Origin of the sequence: Simkania negevensis Z, from assembly GCF_000237205.1 — a bacterium.
Taxonomy (GTDB): Bacteria; Chlamydiota; Chlamydiia; order Chlamydiales; family Simkaniaceae; genus Simkania; species Simkania negevensis.
Window position 1 is genome coordinate 1,262,024 of sequence record NC_015713.1, and the last position, 19,322, is coordinate 1,281,345.

Consider the following 19,322-nt stretch of genomic DNA (forward strand, 5'->3'; position numbering starts at 1 on the left):
AAACAGCAAAAATGCCGTTTTAGCAACGTATCACAATAGGAGTAATTCCATGGCGAGTTCGTCAGATACGACTTCTAAAGAATCAGGAGCCACTCCTTTTTTTCACTACATGAGACAGTCACATCCAGCATGGACTTGCTGCTCACCCAGTTGGAATGGAAGATATGTTCACTTTCTCAATTCGCTTCCTATACTGGTTCAGCAAAATAAGAATAGAGTTGATGCCTTCTTTGTAGAAGGAAAAGGATATGATAGACGACTTTTAAGCCACTTAATTCCTTGTGTATGCCCTGAAGTGCATAAAATTGGCTTCAATGGGACAAGACTTTTACTCCATCTCAGAAACATTTCTCTTGATTCACAAAAACCTTCCTCCTCCTCATCATCAGTTGGAAGTGAGACTTTTGCATCTCGCTTTGCAAGCTTTGTAATAGGAAAACCTATTATACACTCCCCTCCTCAAACTCCCCAAGATGTTCTGGAAATCTCCGAGGAGCTCGACACGCAAATTCAAGGCCTTCACCTTTGGCAATTTCATCACCTTTGTAGAAAGGTACTGCAAGCGTTTCTCAAAAAAAGAAAAACGACATCTATGTTCATCGTGGGACCACTTGTTGACCGCCATCTTGCTAAAATTATGGTCCGTTCTATGGACCCCAATATTTCTCCAGTTATTCCTTTTAAATCCCCAGACGGAAGGATCACGTTGAAAAGAAATAATGAAGCGAAAAGCGTAGACTCTTTGAGCCTGGACTTTCCCTACATGCCACCTGCTTTTTCTAGAGATGAAAATAGAGAAACGAATCTTGATGTATTCACACGTAGATTTCTCAATGAAGTTTTTTTAACTCCACATATAAAATTTGTTTGTGAGTCTCTATCACTTACCCCTCCAACACTTGAGCAAATCTACTCAATCGCGCGCGACTATTTGGTAAGCGCTCCTGAAGAAAAAAACACCACAGTCCATCTTCTTCAAAGCTCCGTTCTTATTTTTCCTTTCAGAGTCTATCTAAAAGACCTTTACCATGAGCTTGTTATCATCGATGAACGCACGAAAGAAAAAAATATGCACCTACGAAGTCTAATTCAAGTTTTCAAACGGTTCCTCTCTCAAAAAAATGTTGCAATGCAATCACTTCCTGACTTTATAGAAATGAAATCGGTTGCCGATACAGAAGTCAAAAAGTTACTCATTGACATCTGTGGAGGTAAACAATTTCTAAGTAAGCTAAAAAAACTAAAAAAACTTCCTCTTATCGAAAAAGAAGCTGCCCAAATTCGAAAAATCCACAGTTTAACATTTGAATTCTTCTGCAAAGAAGAAAAAGATGTGACAGGTGATATTACCCCCAAAAAAGTTGCGCGCTCACTTTTCCCTGATAGCCACCCTAATTGGGCGATTACTATCAATTCTCTACCATTCCATCCAAGTACTAACGAAAAGTCGGTTTATTTTTACCATCTCATTGGGGAAATTTCACGAGGCTTCAAGGATGGAAAAATGCGTGTTATTCAAGATGAAACAACGCGCTTTCTCGAAGGGGTAAAAGTGAATGAAAAGATCGATACAGCTTTTAGAAATGGCAGAGTGATTCGTAAAATGGATTCAGATGCATTTCCTATTCTTCAACGGATGACAATTGAAGCCTGGGGACCTGCAGATCCTCTTCTTCGTGAAAAGTGTCCAAGGCTCTTGGAGAAATTTCATTTCCGAAGAAAAAAGCCGCAAACTCAACTTTGTGATGTCGAAGTGAAATCAACTCATGACCATCAAGTAACCCATAAATATGCCTATGTTCTCTTTGAGCAGCTGTCGGCTTTTGCAACAGGAATGCCTTACGCAACAATGACACTTGAATGGAGCATGACAACTCCTCATTTTCAAGGAGTGTTGAAAATTTCAGAGTTTAGCTTCACTCCAGAACTTGAAAATGCAAAGCATGCTTCCTTGATCAAACAGGAGATCTTTGAAGCATTTCTTTCCGATCCATCTTGAGATTTTTGCTTGGCAGAATGAGGCATACCTCATAAGATGCGAAATATACTCAAACAACTTCAAAAATTGGTTTTGAAGTTGTTTGAGTATAAATGAAATTGGAACCTTATCAATGTATCGCATTTGTCTTTTCTTATTCTGCCTCCTCTCTTTCTCTCTAGAGGGAAAGATTTTCTCTAGGGTTTACGAAAAACCACCCATCAGCGCTGTTGTTTCTTTCGATCTTACCGTTAGCAATATGGCTCGCTCTATTGAGTTCTACACAAAAATTCTTGGGTTTCGAAAGGTTGCTGACTATCAAGTTTCAGGAGAGCCATACGACACACTTTACGACCTAAAAGGATCTCGTATCCACGTCGTTCGTTTGAGGCTTGGACTAGAAACGCTCACTCTGATGGAGTTTGAAAAACCGAAGGGGCGTCCCCTTCCCATCGATCTTGCTAGTGACGACATCATGTTTCAACACATCGCGATCGTCGTGAGCGACCTGAATCAAGCCTACGGGTCTCTTCTAAAAAATCAAATTGTCACCATTTCTCCTGAACCTCAAAAACTTCCTAGCTGGAACCTCGCTTCTTCTGGAATCCAGGCCCTCTATTTTCGAGATCCAGATGGCCACCCCTTAGAGCTCATCCAATTCCCGCCAGGAAAAGGAAATCCCCGCTGGCAACAAACGCACGGACAACTCTTTTTAGGGATCGACCACTCTGCTATCACAATTAAAAACACCTCAAAAAGTTTAGAGTTTTACCAACACCTTCTTGGCTTAAAAATCACAGGTGATAGCTTGAACTACGGCCCAGAGCAAGAAAAACTTACTGGTGTGAAGGGAGCAAAAGTCTATATCACCTCTTTAAACGCAGAGCAAGGGCCAGGAATCGAGCTTCTCGACTATCTCACGCCAAATGCGGGGCGGGACATGCCTCCTGATACCCGAGCCAATGATTTATGGCACTGGCAAATTCGGCTCCAATCCCCTGAGCTTGCCGGATTACACCAATCGCTTGTACAAGCAAATACCTTTGTGCGCAAGATCCTCAGCTTCCAAAACCCCTATCTCGACTACCATAAAGCCTTTCTGACTCGAGATCCAGATGGGCATACCCTCCTGATCACCCAGTAGCCTCTTCACTCCCCTCTCAACCCTTAACTTTATTCATATCAAAATTGATTTACAGAAATGTAAAGAAAAATTTTTGATGCAAAAAAATCTTTATATTCATAGCATCTGTTGTGGTTTTGGATGAACACATCAGTAAGGAGGTAAAAGATGGCTGTTTCAACTCCAAATCCAAGGGAAAGGGCCGGCTCTGTCGTCTTATCACCTAGAAGCTTTAACTCAACTGCTATGGTGAAGTTAAAACTAAATGTATTGGCGGGACAAACCGCTATTCAAGGGGTTTTCCACCTCATTAAAGACCTTTCGATTCAAAAAGAGGCGTTTGATATAGCCATCATCAAACTCAATGGGCGCAACCTCTTACTAGAGCCTCCTGAAAACCAAGAAAAATACTTCGATCTGATCCAGAAGTATACAAATACATCTAGATATAGCTGGAAGCTCCAAGCAGACGTCGTAGAAATCACTCTTAATGGCTATGAAGAAGATCCTGTCTGGATTGCACTAACAAAACAAGGAGGCGACCAAGGAAGCTACTGACTCTTGCTCAATAAGAACTATGCCCTGCCTTGCTCGAGTATAAAGTTTAAGTCCTCCTATAAACCCAGAGTTCAGGTTATAAGCATGAGCCTACCCTAGTAAAAAGCCCCTTTCGGGGCTTTTATCACTTATTTCTTATTTGGTGAATGATATGACAGTGAAGTCGAAAACCCAGGTCGACGATATACTGATCTAGGGTCAATCTGATTGCTAGATTGGGTACCATTTATATCAACAATCGCACCTTCGTCTTTCACTTTGACTTGTGTTTGGCTTGTAAAGAAGCGAGAGACAACTGTTCCGATCATGGCTGTGATAACGGCAGTGGCCGCAACAATAGTGACTTCCATTAGCATCTTATCAGTCAATCGCCCATTTGTACCTAAAGGAACTGCACAAGGAATCGCAGTTGTGATGATTGGCAATAAAATATGAAGAAAGCGGCTTTCTTTTTGAGGAGCACCTAAAAGAGTTGTTACGCAAACTTGAGCCAGTCCAAAGAAAAACCCAAAGAGAGCAAATATTCCATCATCCAATGCGTCTTTGAACAATGCCCCAGCGCCAACAGCGGGAAGAAAAGTCGCAGCGCCAGTAACAACGTAGTTGAAAACTCGAGCAGGTCTAGATTCCTCTTTCGGTTCTGCACTCATTTTAAAAATCGCTTTTGCAATCACTTTAATTAAAGCTACAGCAGCAAGCCCTGTTGAACAAAGCAAATATGCTTCTATCAGGCTTTGCACGGGAGCACTCACAGCATATAAAACAGCCGTTGAGATTAACCCTGAGAAAAAGGGAAACGCTAGCTGGACAATTTTAGGCTTTTGACCAGCACCCATAACTGTAGCTAAGCCTGAATTGATGCCAGAAAAAATTCCTGCCACTGGTATAATTTCTCTTGCTAAATCTTTAGGAACATTCATAAGTCCTTCTTTCACTACCGTTGAAATTGCTCCTGTAGAAAACACAATTTCTGCACCCATTTGTCCGATATTTTTAACTAAACTTATTGCCATAACCTTATGTCCTTATTGAAAAATTTGAAAATCGGAGAAATTATACAAAAGAAGATAATTGATTTCAAGAGTTAAACTATTAAAGATTAAAATTTAAAGTGAAAATGGCTTGTGGCTTTATAAAGAAGGGCCAGCCTTTCAGCCAGCCCATCTTTAATTGGATTGAGGTATGGACTAAGGAATCTTTTCCCCTTCACCTTCTTATTGTTTTTGTTCTTTCACAAGCAAAGGTATAGGAATTTCTTCTCCCCTCTGATAGGTTGCTAAAACTTCACTTGTTGCTTGCAACTCCCCTTCAAGTAACCAAGAGCTTGCAGCTTGAATACCTCTCACAGAACTGACAACCTGATTGACATCATCTTTTGTGCATTGACTTGATTGAACACTCGAAGAAAGGTCGCTTGCCTCAATTCCATTCGTGTATAGATTAGACCTTTGGTAGATTGAAAATAAATTTTCTTCAGAAGAAGTTTTGCAAAGCGCAACAAATGCAACTTGCATCTTGTACTCGTTTGAAATAGAAAGCTCTTTCCTCATGTGGATAATTTGTGGATAAAGGTCATCGAGGAAATCAGAAAGCACTCCCCACTCTTTAGGGTTTTGAATGAGTAGATGACTTAAAACTGTTTGAGTTTCGGCCCCATCAAGAAAAGTAATTTGCAAGGCAAACTTGAGCGGAAAGGTGGTTACTTCCTTTTGAATCGCTTGGAAATAGGGTTTGAGTGTTGCCATTTCATAAGCAAGTTGCTGCGCCTGAACATCCCAGCCCGGGTGGGTTTCATCTATTCTCCCTGGCAAGGTTAGCTGTTGAGACTTTCGATCCCAAGCATTTTCTTTAATAAGAAGTCCTATCTTCCAGATTAAACCACCACCAAACTTTATACATGGCCAAGCAATGTTCCAAAACGACCATGATAAAAACTTCATGCACTTTGCACGTTTACATTCCTCTGGAGCATTGGATTGTGTATATGTAATGGGAGTGTCGGGCACATAGGTTACCGACGAAAGTCGACGACCTGTCACAGAGTGTGGTTTTGGAGAAGATGCAATGGGCTTATTTTTAACAGGTGAGAAGTATTCTAAAGGGGATGCTTCTTGAAGAGTATCTTTACAAAATGAAAAAGAAAGAGGTCCTTCTCGATTATGATCGAAATGAGTGGCATTGTAGTATAAGTCGTCTGAGGAAAGGTTTGGTTGAGCTACCTTTGTAAGTGGATCCCATCTAGTTTCAGTAGCCATCTCGTTTAATCTCGCTTTAACTGGAAATTTACGTGAACTTTAAAATAGGCAATTGAAATTTGCAACAAAAAAATCAAAAAAAGTTGGTTTAAAGCGCTTGGGAGTGGTTTGCATGCAAGTTTGGGGGGCGATTCAATGTCTTAAGAAAGATGTCATAAAACGTGTCTGTGTCTATTTGCGTCACAACTTGAACTGGCGTCCCTTTACTTCCCATAATCAAGCGTCCATATTCTGGACCTTTGCGCAAGTTAACGACGATTTTTAAGTCGCGATACTGCGCAATATTGGGATTGGTAAAAAGTACAGCTGTAACGGGATCCCACAAAAATTCTCGCATCCGCTTTTTGTTTTTTACAGATGGCTTGAGAATTTCATACACGAGATTTGCAGCCGGAGTTTTCCGATTTTCTGCAAGCATATCGTAAAAGGGCTTCGCAGAAGCATGTTCTACGACGTCTAACGGAACCAGTATAATTGGGATACCTGAATCGAATACGTCTTGAGCAGCTTTAGCATCGAGGAAAATATTGTACTCTGCTACCCGGTTCTTAAATCCCATGGGTTTCCCCTCAATATTTCCAGGAGAAAGGAGCGCCCCTCCCATGATGAAAATCCGCTCGATTTTATCTTTGATCTCAGGTTTTTTCTCAATAGCTAGAGCAATATTTGTGAGTGGTCCGATGCAGAGAAGAGTGAGCTTTTCTTCGTGTTTTGTCGCAATATCAATGATAAAGTCAGCCCCTTTTTCTGCAATAGGGCGAACAGAACTTTGCGGGAGTTTGATTCCTGACATCATATCTGCTTGTTGACGCCAGCTAGGAGGATAAGAACCTACTGGACTGAGAGAGTCGCGCGCGCCAAAGGAAACAGGAATTCGGGGATGGCCTATGAGCTCTAAAACATTGAGCACATTTTGAGCTCCATATTCCCAATGAGAGATCCCATCACCAACTGTCGTAATCCCCTTTACTTCGGCTCGCGGGTTCTTTACGAGATAAACAATGGCCAACATATCATCCAGATCACAATCCGTATCAATGACGACAGAAAAGGGATGCTCGGTATGTTTGACGGAAAGATCTGAATAAAGAGATGACAAGGTTGTCAAAAATGCAACTAGAAAAAATGTGATTCGGCTCAACATGAAGGTAAACCTTGAAATTGAATGATGTATCATTCATAAATGATGTTTTTAAGTTTTTGCAACAAAAAAAACTCGTCCATAAGGAACTGCACATGTATTTTGGAGTCGAAATTTTCGCATTCATAGCAACGGGACTTGCAGCTGGCATCTTAGCTGGTCTACTGGGTTTAGGAGGTGGAGTAATCACCATCCCTTGTTTGATTTTAGTCTTTCACTTTCTTAAAGTTCCCCATGATCTCGTCATGCACCTAGCAATTGGAACCTCTCTTGCAGCTATGATTTTTAACACTCTTTCTTCTTTTTATTCCCATTACCGAAGAAATGGGGTGATCTTTGACATTGTCAAACCAATGGCTTTAGGTGTTATCGTCGGTTCCTTTTTTGGTGCTATGATTGCCAAAGTATTGCCTGGAAGTTTGCTACAAATCATTTTCGGGATTTTTGAATGTCTCGTAGGACTGAAGTTTTTGCTTCCTCAAAAAGAAGTCAAACATATGCGTAAAATGCCAAAATTTTTTGGCCTATCGGTGATCTCACTTTTCGTCAGCACTATTTCGACTATGCTAGGTGTTGGTGGAGGATTGATCAATGTTCCCGTCTTAACCCACTACCATGTCTCGATGAAGAAAGCCATTGGAACCTCTTCAGCTCTAAGTTTCTTCATTTCTCTCTTGGGAGCCGTCTATTTCCTTCTTTTAGGTGCAGGGTCAACAGAGTATCCAGGAACCTTTGGCTATATCTTTCTTCCTGCATTTATTGTGATCAGCATTACGGCCCTTTTCTCAGCGCCATGGGGAGTGAAATTGGCTCACAGCTTACCAACAGACGTTTTGAGGAAAGTCTTTGGGGTTGTCCTCATGCTTGCAGGGATTGGAATGATTATCGGCTAGTACAAATTAAGAATAGATAGCAATAAGGAATGCTTTCAAAGAAGAAACTGTAGATGGGGATAACTTTATGGAATTTATGCGTGTTTTTTTAGATGATGAACTCGAAGCTCTTGAAAGAAAAAAGCTCGCTCGAGGTTTTGATACATGGGTTACAACAGCTGCTGAAGCTATCGAGCTGATATCAACAGGGAAGGTATCTGAGGTTTCTCTCGATCACGATTTAGGTCCAGAAGAAGTCGGATCAGGATATGATGTCGCAAAGTTCATAGAAGAAAAAGCATTTCTAAATGAAATTCCTCGCCTTAAATGGCATGTCCATTCGGCCAATCCTGTTGGAAGAAAGAGAATGACTGCTGCTCTCACAAATGCCGACAGATTCTGGGATCAATCGGAAGAGCTAAACTAAGTCCGGGAAACGCGGAATGGATCTCCGTCGGCATGATGCTTCCAAAGTTCCCATCTCGTTTCTTGCTCTTTCTCAGCCTTTTTGATTTCCTCTCTAAAAAGTTCGTTTTCGTCTTTTTCTTCTTCATCAATGAGAGTGACAAGATGGCGGCGAAAGGTGTCTGGTGGGGTCTCTTTCATAACCTCGACGAGATTTTTGAGTTGATCTTTACTTTTGATATATTTTGAAAGACGCCATTCGATCACCCGTCTCATCGTAAACTCATTGCGCAAGAAAAACTGCTGAAATGGGAAAAGATAGTGATCTTGACTTATACAACATAAGTGAGCCTGTTTTGTGATTTCCAATAGATGCGGGTTATCCGAGTTCATGATCTTCGAGGTAAAGAGAGGAAAAAATGAAAATGACTTTTTCTCACTTTCTTTAAGGTTTTTTTTAGCATCTTTAAGGAGGGCTGAAAGGATGAGAAAATTGAGACGCATGTATTTTTGTCTCTCACGAAAATCCTTTTTCTCTTCTTCATTTCTGCCCTTAGAAGAGAAAAGAGAAGTGATTCGGCTAGCAGAACCTTTTAGAGCTTTTCGGTCTTTCATCGGTTGATTATCAAATTTTAGTTTAATAAATTTTCACAATAGCTTAACAAAATCTTAACATAATTTTCAAAGAAAAAAATTGACCTTATGAAAAAAAATCCATATGCTCAAGATATGACAGTGATTACATTAAAAGGTTCCCCTATTCACACCAATGGAAGGCTTCCCGCTGTTGGAAGTCAAGCCCCTGATTTTCTTTTGATTTCAACAGATCTAAAACCAATGTCTTTGAAGGACTACGCCAGGAAAAAGCTCATTCTTGCAATTGTCCCCAGTTTAGATACCGGTGTATGCCTAACATCAGCAAAACAGTTTGAAGCAAGACTACAAAACCGAAGCGATATCCAAGTTTTATTCATTTCTGCAGACCTTCCATTTGCTCAAAAACGGGTTTGTGGATTTGAAAATCTCAAAAAAATTGAAACTTTATCGATGATGCGCGATCGGAAATTTGCAGAAGATTATGGTGTGCTTCTTATCGATGGTCCCCTCCAAGGAATTGCAGCGCGCGCTGTTCTTGCCTTAGACGAAAACCATCAGATCCTTTACACCGAACTTGTTCCTGAAATAGCTCAAGAGCCCAACTACGATAAAGCGCTTACTTTTTTCGTTTAATCTTCGGATATTTCGGTTGCCAATAAGCCTTTTCGACAGCTTTTTCAACGTCTTCAGGTGGATGGTCACAGACCCCTTCCTCTATTGCCACTTTACCAACCTCTGTCGCAATCGTCTTACTAATGACGGGAAGTTGCTTGATGCGTGGGAAAAGCGAACCGAAAGGGTTATTGAGAATCGGAGCAAAGCGACTTAACACTTCTGCGGCTCTTAAGAACATGTTATCAGTCACTCTTTTGGCTCCCGTTGCAATCACACCAAGTCCAACACCAGGGAAAATGAAAACATTGTTGCATTGACCAATAGTGTACTTTTTTCCCTCGAATTCAACTGGAGGAAAGGGGCTTCCCGTTGCAATGAGCGCTTGCCCTCGTGTCCATTTCATGAGATCTTCCGGAAGAGCTTCTGATTTTGAAGTCGGATTTGAAAGAGGGAAAATAATGGGTCTTGCGACATGCTTTTTCATTTCGACAACAAGCTCCTCGGTAAATGAGCCGGGCTGCGCTGATGTTCCAATGAGAATAGTCGGTTTTGCATGCTCGATTGTTTCATGAAGGGAAATGTTTTGCATATTCTTCACTCCCCACTTTTCAATCACTATAGCTTCTTGAGCATACCGCTTTTTCAGATCGTCTAATCCTTCAGACTTCGTATGAGCAAGACCATTTCGACCGAGAACAAAAATGCGTGACTTGGCATCTTCTTCAGACATCCCATCTTTGACCATCGCACGAGTGATTAGGTGCGCAACACCAATTCCAGCTGATCCTCCCCCGTAGATCACAAGTCTGTGATGTTTCAAATCCGAATCTGTTCCTTTAATTGCTGCCAAAATCCCAGCAGTTACAACACCTGCTGTTCCTTGGATGTCGTCGTTAAAGCAGCAGTAATGATGTTTGTAACGCTCTAAGAGGGGTTGCGCATTTTGTTTGGAAAAATCTTCCCATTGGATCAAAACATTGGGAAATCGCTTGGTGATGGCTTTGACAAAGAGGTCGATGAATTCTTGGTACTCAGCTCCCTTTAGTCGTTCATGTCTCCATCCAAGATATAGGGGGTCACTTAAGAGGCCGGGATTGTCTGTTCCGACATCTAGTAAAACAGGCAAGGTGTAATCAGGATGTATGCCACCAAAGAGTGTGTAGAGAGAAAGTTTTCCTACAGGAATTGCCATTCCTCCCACTCCTAAATCCCCTAACCCGAGAATCCGTCCCCCATCTGTAACGACAATCACATCTACCCGCTCTTTTGGAATGCGGGCCACCATTTCATCCATACGGTCTTTAAAAGGATAGGAGAGATAAATTCCTCGGTTTTGATTGTAGAGATAACTAAAGTTTAAAGAAGCATCTCCAACAGTTGGGGTATAAATATAGGGGAGCATTTCTTCAGCATGCTTAGAAACGAGATTAAAAAATAAGGTCTCGTTCCGATCTTGGAGTGCCATCAAAAACGAGTACTTGTCTATTTCACTTTCTTTAGAGCGAAAATTAGCGTATCTCCTTTCGACTTGCTCTTCAATCGTCGAAGTGTGGTATGGAAGAAGTCCGTGAATGCCCAAATCGATCCGCTCTTCTTCAGTAAAGCCAGTTCCTTTGTTCAAAATGGGATTGTGCAAAATGTCTTTAGGATGCATATCGACTTCGATAACTTCTTCCCCATTATTATCATATGAACGTTTGATCTCCGGCATGGACGTGCTCCGCTTTCTAACTTTTCAAAAAATAGAAAAATATACGGAGTAGGGATTTAAATAGCCAGGGTTGCTTCTTGTTCGGTTTTTTCTTCTTTAAGAAGGAAGATCACTGAAGCGATCCAGATGGAAAAGATAATCACATGAGCCCATGAAAAGGCATAAGGAAGTTGCAAGGGGCAGAAAATCTGCAATGCAATCACAACAACAGATGCTAATGCTTTGGCACTTCGATAGGCAAAAACATCGATAATTGCTTTTGCTTTGAACTTCTCTTCTGTCTTGAGCGGAACGTAGAGCATCTCTTTGATGATATTGAAAATGGAATAGTCAAAGGTTTTGATCACAGCAAATGAATAGGTGATCATCGCAAAAGTCGGATGGATCAAGTACCCAACTGCGTTCACAAGGAGAATTCCTGGAATCAAGACATGACTTCGCCTCAGTCCTAAAAACTGGACAAGTAAAAACGACGCTACAAACTGCAAGCAGAGGTTCAAGGTATTGATCATCCCCCAAAGCTTGCCGTAAAATTCCGTCCTCAGATCTTGATTGGGAATCCGGGATTGCAAAAATGTATTGAACTGGTAATCCATGACTGTGGTCGAAAGCTGCATCAAGACCACGACTAAAAGGATAAATTTTAAGGCACGGGAGCTCTTGATAAGCTGAAAGCCTTGGGAGGCATGTTTCGGTCCCATCCTGAGCTTTTCGTCTTCTCTATGTGAATGGAGAAATCCACTGTTTTTGAGGAGGAAAAAGTAGGCGATGACAAAGATAGCGTAGATGGGGATCGAGGAAAAAAGGAGGTGTTCTGACCCAATTTTCACAGCAAAAAATCCTGGAATCATGCTTCCAAAAATCGAACCAAAGCCGCCAATCCCAAACAAAATTCCATAAAGATACTTTGCCCGAGACATCTTGGTCATTGCATGGATGACCGACCAAAGCTGTTGAAACATGAGGAGGACGTAAATGTCTTTCCAGATATAGAGAACAAAGGGGAGAAATGGAATTTTTCCAATGCAGGTTGCAGAGAGGACATTCACCCCGACGGTCAAGCCAATCGTAAACAAGAAAAGGCGGAAGCACCCCAAAATGGGAAGAAAGCGGTTGTAGAGGCTGACTACAAGGAGATTGAGAGGGACTGTCGCAAGCCAAGCATAGGGCAGCCACTTGACGGTGTAGTGGGTAATAAAAATGGAGTTACTCGTTGGTTTGGTCACCGCATACTCAGCGGTGATGCAAAAACTGCAAATCATCGCGCAGAAGACAATCAGCCTCTCGACAGCAGAGTAACTTAGTAATTCAGATTTAAGCGACGCAAATTTTTTCCGTAACATCACTCCATCTTATCATGGAGTATCAGTTTCAGTCCCCTGTTTAAAATATTTTTGATAGTAAGAGGGCTTCCCACTGCACCAGGGATGGTAGGTATTGAAAAATTCAATACGTGAACCAATGGAGGGGTGAGACGAGCGGAAGAGCATGTAAAAGGTTCCGGGATAGGGGTAACCTAAGTTGGAGCTTGTAAGCTTTAAAAACCCTGTTGCTGCTCCATGATTGTAATGAGTGATTTCAAGGCCGAAACGGTCTGCTTCTCTCTCTTCCATCTGAGAAAATAGGTTTTGGACAGGAGTGAAAACTAAGGAAAAAAAGCCGTATAAAAGCATGATCAAAGGAAATGATGCCACATCTTTAAGCTCTGTAAAACCCATCGCTTTTGAGCAGGTTTTTAGGAAAAATTTTGAAGCGAGAAAGATGAGAGCCATGACGAGGATCGCCATTCCAGACGTGAAGAGGATGCCCCACCAAATATGGTGGAGAACATAGTGGCCCATTTCATGTCCCATGACAAAAAGAAGCTCTTTTTCATCCATACCCTTAATGATGGTGTCCCATAAGACAATTCGCTTCGAAGCTCCCATCCCCGTGACATAAGCATTCATCATTTTCGTATCAGAACTTTTATCCACTTCAAAAACGCGGCTCTCAGAAATTCCTGCTTTTTCAGCTAGATTCAAGATCTTTTGCTCTAGCTGCTTGTCTTCCATCGGACCGAATTTATTAAAGAGAGGCGAAATGTAAAGAGGTTGAACGATTTGGAAAAAGATTTGGATGGGAATCATGAGAAGACCCATATAGAGCCACCATCTTTTTGGACTTTTGGCAATGAGCCAATAGAGCACTCCAAAAACAATCAAGCTCGTTCCCATGTCGATCCAAGAGCTCATAAAATAGTGGTTAAACCAGCGGCCAAACGATTGGGAAGAAAGGCCATATTCGTGCAATCGGGCAAAGCCGCTATAATAAGTAAGAGGAAATGAGACAATCTCAACTAAAATTGAATAAAGAATGATAAAGATAATGAAGGTCCAAACTGCTCTTCTTCCAAGAAATCTCGAAAACTGTCTCATCTTAGCTGACAGGCCGGTAAAGAGAATGACAGCAGGTAAGACAAGACTCCAAAGAGCTTTGATGCCCCACAAAACGTTTCCTGATTTATAGAAGCGTACGGCCGCTTCAGTTGGAGCAGGAACCGGAGTAGGAATGACTGGGCACTCCCCCCAAACTGTTACACCCATCAGGACAAACACCAAAACAAAAAATTTCTTCATTCTCGAACATCCATATATTTTAAAAGCTTCATGGAACCCTTTGAGGGTTTATCTAAGCATTCCTAGATCATCAATGAGGTTTAAATTTTTCCGAACTGCAATTTCATATTCTGGCGCGATATAGACCCAGCTTCTTTTTCCTGATGGAATGGAAATTTCTGTAAGATTCATTCCATTATCAATTGTTCCATCTTGGCGAAGCACAGGAAAATCGAGCCCTTGCCTTCCCTCTCCACTTTTGACAAGTTGCCATGCCATTTGATCTTTTGGAATTCCCAATTCTTTTCGAATTTCTTCTAAATCTCTTTCTTCAGTAGGGCTAACGAGAGAAATTGCTCGAAAACGACTTTGCCTTAAATAAAGGCACTTTGCGTCAAAATGGCCTGGATGATCAGGATCCATTGATGCTCGGTTGAGTTCAGCTAGCACCTCGTTATCGGTCATAGAGATATACCGCTCAAGTTCCTCTCCAAGGTCATAGTAAACCCCTCCCATAAACCGAGCGAGGTGAAAAGAGTAAGATTTAACGCTTGCATATTGATAGAGCCGTTTGTGCATATAATGACGCGCTAAAAGGAGGGCCTCGCACGATTCAATCCCATTTTCCTCTACACCTAGGGCCAACACTTCAGAATCTTCTTTACTTGGAATGATTTTAAGCATCTCGATGAGTTGGTGGTAGTCAAAAAGTCCATAGGCTAAGCCTGTACATTTCGAATCACGTAAAAGGTAATCAATCCGGTCTGATCCAAAAAAGTCGCCCGTAATCATCGCAGTCACAACTCGTTCCCAAGGGGAAAAACCCTTGGAAAAAGGAAAGAGTTCGGTAAATTTTTTCTCCCCAAGTGCAATTTTTAACACGTCCTCTTGAACATTATGCTTAGGATACTCTTCCTGCAACGTTGCCCAAATGGGAGCGAGATAAAGACTCCGAATGATCTTTGAAGTCCATGCCTCATGTCCTCCCTTCCCCAGGATTTCATGTTCTGCCGTATGGGAAAAAGGAAGGTGCCCTAAATCATGGCAAAGTGCTGCTAAACGCAAAATGCGACGCCAGTAACGGTGGATTTGACTTCCGATAGGAGGAACAAAGTCTGCGAGGAGTTTTTTGTAGGGCTCAGGCAAATGGACTGGAGTATCACCCATGGTCACTTCGTCGTACATCCGAGTCGCAAGCTCCATCACACCAAGAGAGTGCTCAAAACGACGATGGGTCCCTCCAGGATAGACGAAATAGGTCACCCCAAGTTGATGGATGTAGTGCAATCGTTGAAAGGGACGGGAATTAATAAGATCACTTTCGAGCGGATCCACATGGATAAACCGGTGAACGCTATCGTAAATCTTTTTGATTGAACCCATTTCAAACTCCGACGAATTTCTTTTGGTACTTCTTCCACTCCATCCAACCATAAACGGGAATGCTTGTAAACATGAGTAATGCCCCATAGAAGACAATTTGTTGCCCGGAGCTAATCACCATCCAGAAAGTGTAAAGAAAAGCCAATCCAGAAATCGTCAGTGATTTCACAACGCTTGCTTTATCCACCTTGTCTGGATGTTTGATGTATATCACAAATTCGGCAATTGTCGAATAGATGTAGGCCAAAATTGCGGCTAATGTTCCAAGCAAGATGATAAAGGTGAATTGATCAACAAGATTTTTGCTAAAGTTGAGAAAGAGAAGCGCGGTGACGAGAATCGATGACACAACCACTCCAAACACAGGGGCGCGCGTTTTGGAAACTTTCGCAAACTTCTTGGGAAATAGGTTATCTTTTGCAGCTGCAAGGGGAATTTGCCCTGTGAGCAAGATCCAACCATTGAGAGCTCCTAGGCAGGAAATGACCGCAACGGCGCCCATCGCAAACTTTCCCCATTCTCCAAAGATCTTTCCAGCAAGATCAGCAAATGGGGCTGCAGAATCTTTCAGCTGTGGAATGGGAATCACTCCCATAATCACGATCGTGCAAATGATGTACAAAACAGCTGCAAGCGATGTTCCTAGAATCGTCGCTCTTGGAATCGTTTTTTTCGGATCTTTCACATCATCAGCTGGAACAGACGCGGATTCGACCCCTAAAAAGGCCCAAAGGGTCATCATCGCTCCTCCAGAAAAAGCAGAAAAGTTCGACTTTCCACTGACGTTAAAATAAGCAAGATTGCTCCAATCAATGAAAAAGAGTCCAACAAGGGCTATGAGGACTAAAGGAACAAATTTCAAAATCGTCAAAATCAATTGCATGAACCCGGCAAAATGGAGCCCAATGATATTAACAATGGTCAGCACCCAAACAACGCCTGCAGTCACACAAAAAGCCAACAAGTTGCTATGGTTCAACTCAGGAATAAAGGTACTGAGATACCCAGTAAACGCAACTGAAATTCCAGCGTTCCCAATCCACATCGAAACCCAATAGTTGTAAGCCACTTGAAAACCCACAAAGTCCCCGTATCCTTCACGGCAAAAGACGTATGGCCCCCCTGTCCTGGGAAAGAGGGTACTGAGCTTTGCAAAGACGAGAGCGAGAAACATCGCCCCAATTGATGTGGCGACCCAACTAAAAATGGTCACTGTTCCAAATGATGCTAAAGAGGCGGGCAAAAGAAATACACCCGATCCAATCATATTCCCCACGACGAGAGCCGTGAGCATCCAAAGTCCAAGTTGGCGCTGTCTCATGAAGTTATCCTATAAACTGTTTTTGATATTTCTTCCACTCCATCCATCCATAGATTGGGATACTACTGAAGAGGAGAAGAACTCCGTAGAAAACAATCTCTTGTCCGGCGCTGATTATCATCCAGAAGGTATAAAGAAAAGCAAGACCTGCAATGGTAAGTGATTTTGCCACGCTGGCTTTATCGACTTTGTCTGGATGTTTGATATAGATCACAAACTCAGCAACACTTGTATAGAGGTAGGCAATAATTGCCGCCAATGTCGCTAGAGAAATGATAAACGTAAATTGATCAACGAGATTTTTGTTAAAGTTCAAGACCAGTAATAGTGTCACGAGAACTGAAGAAGTCAGAATCCCGAAAACGGGAGATCGGCTTTTCGAGACGTGACTAAACTTCTTGGGAAAAAGGCGATCTTTTGCAGCCGCAAGGGGAATCTGTCCTTGTAGTAAAATCCATCCGTTCAAGGCTCCCAAGCATGAAATCACAGCTGCAGCTCCCATAACATATCTTCCCCATCCGCCAAAAATTTTGCCGGCAAGATCTGCAAATGGTGCAGCCGACTCTTTAAGCTGGGGAACTGGAATGACTCCCATAATTGCAATGGTACTCAAGATGTAAACGATAGCGGCGAGCCCCGTTCCAAGAATCGTTGCTCTAGGGATGTTTTTTTCAGGATCTTTGACATCATCTGCTGGGATCGAAGCAGACTCCATTCCCAAAAACGCCCAAAGAGTGAGCATAGCCCCACTTGAAAAAGCCCTAAAGCTAGGTTCGGTGCTGACGTTGAAAAACTGCAAGTTTTTCCCTTCAATAAAGAAAATCCCAATAATCGCAATCAATATCAAGGGAACAAACTTCAGGATTGTCAAAATGAGCTGAAAGGTTCCCGCAAAGTGAACCCCAATAATGTTGACAATGGAAAAAAGCCAGACGGCTCCTGCCGTCACAAAAAACGCGAGTAAATTATTTGCTGTAAGTTCTGGCCAAAAGGTGCTCAAATACCCAGTAAATGCCACTGCAATGGCCGCATTACCCACCCACATATAGATCCAGTAATTATAAGCGACTTGAAACCCAACGAAATTGCCAAACCCCTCTTTACAATAGATATAGGGGCCCCCTGTTTTTGGAAAAAGGGTACAAAGTTTCGCAAAGACAAGCGCTAACAGCATCGCTCCGATGGCTGTTCCAATCCAACTGAAGATCGTCACAGTTCCATACTGAGCAAGTGAAGCGGGCAATAAAAATACACCCGATCCGATCATGTTTCCCACGACAAGCGCCGTGAGCATCCACATTCCTAGCTGTTTCTTTTTCAATTTAACCTCCCGGTCTCGGAAAGCTTTCTTTCACATAGGTTGAAGAAACTGCCATGAATTCAGCTTTACGTTGTAATTCTTTAATATTGCGCGCACCGCCATATGTGAGGCCGCTGCGCAAGCCTCCAAGTAAGTTATCAAGCAATTTTTGAGCAGATCCACTCACAGGCGCCCAAAAATCAACTCCTTCTGCAACGGTCTTTTCTTTCAGACCTCCATAAAAATCTGTCTGGAAATCTTCGCTTGCTTGACCCCGATATTTAGCTTCTTTTCCACTTGCTCCAGGCCGTTTTTCTGCAGCACTCTCCTCTGTCAAAGCAAACAGCTTGCCAATCATGACTGTGCTGGCGCCTGCAGCTAAAGCTAAAACGACATCTTTGCTCGTACGAATACCTCCGTCAGCAATGAGTGGAACTCGAAGCTTTTCAGCGATCTGAGCACACTCGTAAATTGCAGTAAACTGGGGCACTCCAAAGCCTGTAATGACTCGGGTCGTACAAGCCGCACCAGGGCCAATCCCCACCTTCACAGCATCTGCCCCTGCATTCACGAGGTCGTGATAAGCCATCGGTGTGCAGACGTTGCCTGCAATCACCTCTTTATTTGGATGTGCCTTTTTCAACTTTTCGACGAATCCCAGCATCTGCTGAGAATGGCCGTGCGCTACATCCACGCAAACTCCTGCAGCTCCAAGATTAAGCAGTTCACTCACAAGCTCTAGGTGATCTTCACGAACGCCACAAGAAACAAATGTTTGATTTTTCCATTTTTTGACCCATGTACGCTGATCATTGGAATTCGCTGTAAATCGGTGATAAATCGGAACCGAACCAGCTTGTACCAAAATCTCAGCTAAATCTGTACTAATCGCTGTATCCATATTGGAGCAAAGAAGAGGAATTCCAACCTTCCGGTTCTTAGTTAGCCATGATTCAAGAGAAGGCTCTGTTCTAGAGGGGACATTGTTAAATTGCGGAACAAGGCACACATCATCAAAAGTATAACCTCTACTGAATTCTTGGTTCTTTGCCATAGTGACTCACACAGGGATTCAAAAAAAATGCTCACTATAGCGAAAAACAAAAATAAAAAAAAGGGATCTTACGAAATGATTTCCCAATGATAAGAGGTGCTCGGCAACCCTTGGCAATAGAATTGCTGAAACGCTTCAATGAAGAGTTGCTGATTGACACCTTGTTCATAATAGACCTTTTTGCCAAACTTTGCTTGATGCGCAACTGGAATCGACACACCCAACGACTTCATATTTTCCTTTAAGACTTCGTCATAAAAAACAATTTTCTCTCCCTCAATCTGAGCAATTTTTTTTTCAAAGCCAGAATCTGAATACATGAGATGCTGCATGCTTATCATGTCATTTCCTCTTATTTGGTTTGGATTAAGAATATATCATGATAAGTTAAAAAAAAGCTCCCGATTGGGAG

18 protein-coding genes are annotated in these 19,322 nt (G+C 42.2%); 6 read left to right on the plus strand and 12 right to left on the minus strand.

The features are described 5' to 3' along the window. Nucleotides 1–49 precede the first annotated feature (49 nt). The 3 genes from SNE_RS06380 (at nt 50) to SNE_RS06390 (ending at nt 3,659) form a co-directional block, all read left to right on the plus strand. Nucleotides 50–1,999: a hypothetical protein gene (locus SNE_RS06380; protein ID WP_013943558.1), complete on the plus strand. Its 1,950-nt coding sequence runs from the start codon at nt 50–52 to the stop codon at nt 1,997–1,999. Between the two features lie 112 nt (nt 2,000–2,111). Next, entirely contained in the window at nt 2,112–3,122 is a 1,011-nt protein-coding gene (locus SNE_RS06385; RefSeq protein ID WP_013943559.1) for a VOC family protein, read from the plus strand. Between the two features lie 147 nt (nt 3,123–3,269). Further along, entirely contained in the window at nt 3,270–3,659 is a 390-nt protein-coding gene (locus SNE_RS06390; RefSeq protein ID WP_013943560.1) for a hypothetical protein, read from the plus strand. A 128-nt stretch (nt 3,660–3,787) separates the two neighbouring features. On the opposite strand, the gene SNE_RS06395 is transcribed toward SNE_RS06390, so the two are convergent. The 3 genes from SNE_RS06395 to SNE_RS12290 all read right to left on the minus strand — a co-directional run bounded on the left by SNE_RS06395 (nt 3,788) and on the right by SNE_RS12290 (nt 7,058). Then, nucleotides 3,788–4,672 (minus strand): hypothetical protein, encoded by an 885-nt coding sequence (locus SNE_RS06395; RefSeq protein WP_013943561.1) that lies wholly within the window; start codon nt 4,670–4,672, stop codon nt 3,788–3,790. Nucleotides 4,673–4,873: 201 nt separating this feature from the next. Further along, a complete protein-coding gene (locus SNE_RS06400; RefSeq protein ID WP_013943562.1) occupies nt 4,874–5,914 on the minus strand; it encodes a hypothetical protein in 1,041 nt (346 codons plus the stop codon). An 88-nt stretch (nt 5,915–6,002) separates the two neighbouring features. Further along, nucleotides 6,003–7,058: a nucleoside hydrolase gene (locus SNE_RS12290; RefSeq protein WP_013943563.1), complete on the minus strand. Its 1,056-nt coding sequence runs from the start codon at nt 7,056–7,058 to the stop codon at nt 6,003–6,005. Nucleotides 7,059–7,150: 92 nt separating this feature from the next. On the opposite strand from SNE_RS12290, the gene SNE_RS06410 reads away from it, so the two are divergent. Continuing rightward, on the plus strand, nt 7,151–7,948 hold the full coding sequence (locus tag SNE_RS06410) for a sulfite exporter TauE/SafE family protein (RefSeq protein WP_041419345.1): 798 nt from the start codon (nt 7,151–7,153) through the stop codon (nt 7,946–7,948). 67 nt (nt 7,949–8,015) lie between these two features. Next, the gene (locus SNE_RS06415) at nt 8,016–8,354 is read left to right on the plus strand and encodes a cyclic-phosphate processing receiver domain-containing protein (RefSeq protein WP_013943565.1); all 339 of its coding nucleotides are present in this window, start codon (nt 8,016–8,018) and stop codon (nt 8,352–8,354) included. Here SNE_RS06415 and SNE_RS06420 read toward each other — a convergent pair. Further along, nucleotides 8,351–8,947 carry a hypothetical protein gene (locus SNE_RS06420; protein WP_013943566.1) on the minus strand — a complete coding sequence of 199 codons (597 nt, stop codon included), beginning with the start codon at nt 8,945–8,947 and terminating at the stop codon, nt 8,351–8,353. The two genes, SNE_RS06415 and SNE_RS06420, sit on opposite strands and share 4 nt — an antisense overlap. Nucleotides 8,948–9,034: 87 nt before the next feature. Here SNE_RS06420 and tpx point away from each other — a divergent pair, with 87 nt between their 5' ends. Further along, nucleotides 9,035–9,562: a thiol peroxidase gene (gene tpx / locus SNE_RS06425; RefSeq protein ID WP_013943567.1), complete on the plus strand. Its 528-nt coding sequence runs from the start codon at nt 9,035–9,037 to the stop codon at nt 9,560–9,562. Here the strand turns inward: tpx and SNE_RS06430 are convergent. The 8 genes from SNE_RS06430 to SNE_RS06465 all read right to left on the minus strand — a co-directional run bounded on the left by SNE_RS06430 (nt 9,546) and on the right by SNE_RS06465 (nt 19,251). Further along, nucleotides 9,546–11,255, minus strand: coding sequence for an NAD-dependent malic enzyme (locus SNE_RS06430; protein WP_013943568.1), 1,710 nt, complete (start codon nt 11,253–11,255; stop codon nt 9,546–9,548). The two genes, tpx and SNE_RS06430, sit on opposite strands and share 17 nt — an antisense overlap. Nucleotides 11,256–11,311: 56 nt before the next feature. Beyond that, a complete protein-coding gene (locus SNE_RS06435; protein WP_013943569.1) occupies nt 11,312–12,598 on the minus strand; it encodes an Npt1/Npt2 family nucleotide transporter in 1,287 nt (428 codons plus the stop codon). A 12-nt stretch (nt 12,599–12,610) separates the two neighbouring features. Continuing rightward, nucleotides 12,611–13,873: a M48 family metallopeptidase gene (locus SNE_RS06440; protein ID WP_013943570.1), complete on the minus strand. Its 1,263-nt coding sequence runs from the start codon at nt 13,871–13,873 to the stop codon at nt 12,611–12,613. Nucleotides 13,874–13,921: 48 nt separating this feature from the next. After that, the gene (locus SNE_RS06445; protein WP_013943571.1) at nt 13,922–15,235 is read right to left on the minus strand and encodes an HD domain-containing protein; all 1,314 of its coding nucleotides are present in this window, start codon (nt 15,233–15,235) and stop codon (nt 13,922–13,924) included. Between the two features lies 1 nt (nt 15,236). Then, entirely contained in the window at nt 15,237–16,556 is a 1,320-nt protein-coding gene (locus SNE_RS06450) for an amino acid permease (RefSeq protein ID WP_013943572.1), read from the minus strand. A gap of 4 nt (nt 16,557–16,560) precedes the next feature. After that, nucleotides 16,561–17,877 carry an amino acid permease gene (locus SNE_RS06455; RefSeq protein ID WP_041418870.1) on the minus strand — a complete coding sequence of 439 codons (1,317 nt, stop codon included), beginning with the start codon at nt 17,875–17,877 and terminating at the stop codon, nt 16,561–16,563. A 1-nt stretch (nt 17,878) separates the two neighbouring features. Beyond that, on the minus strand, nt 17,879–18,910 hold the full coding sequence (locus SNE_RS06460) for a guanosine monophosphate reductase (protein WP_013943574.1): 1,032 nt from the start codon (nt 18,908–18,910) through the stop codon (nt 17,879–17,881). A 68-nt stretch (nt 18,911–18,978) separates the two neighbouring features. Next, a complete protein-coding gene (locus SNE_RS06465; RefSeq protein ID WP_148258970.1) occupies nt 18,979–19,251 on the minus strand; it encodes a hypothetical protein in 273 nt (90 codons plus the stop codon). Nucleotides 19,252–19,322: the final 71 nt, after the last annotated feature.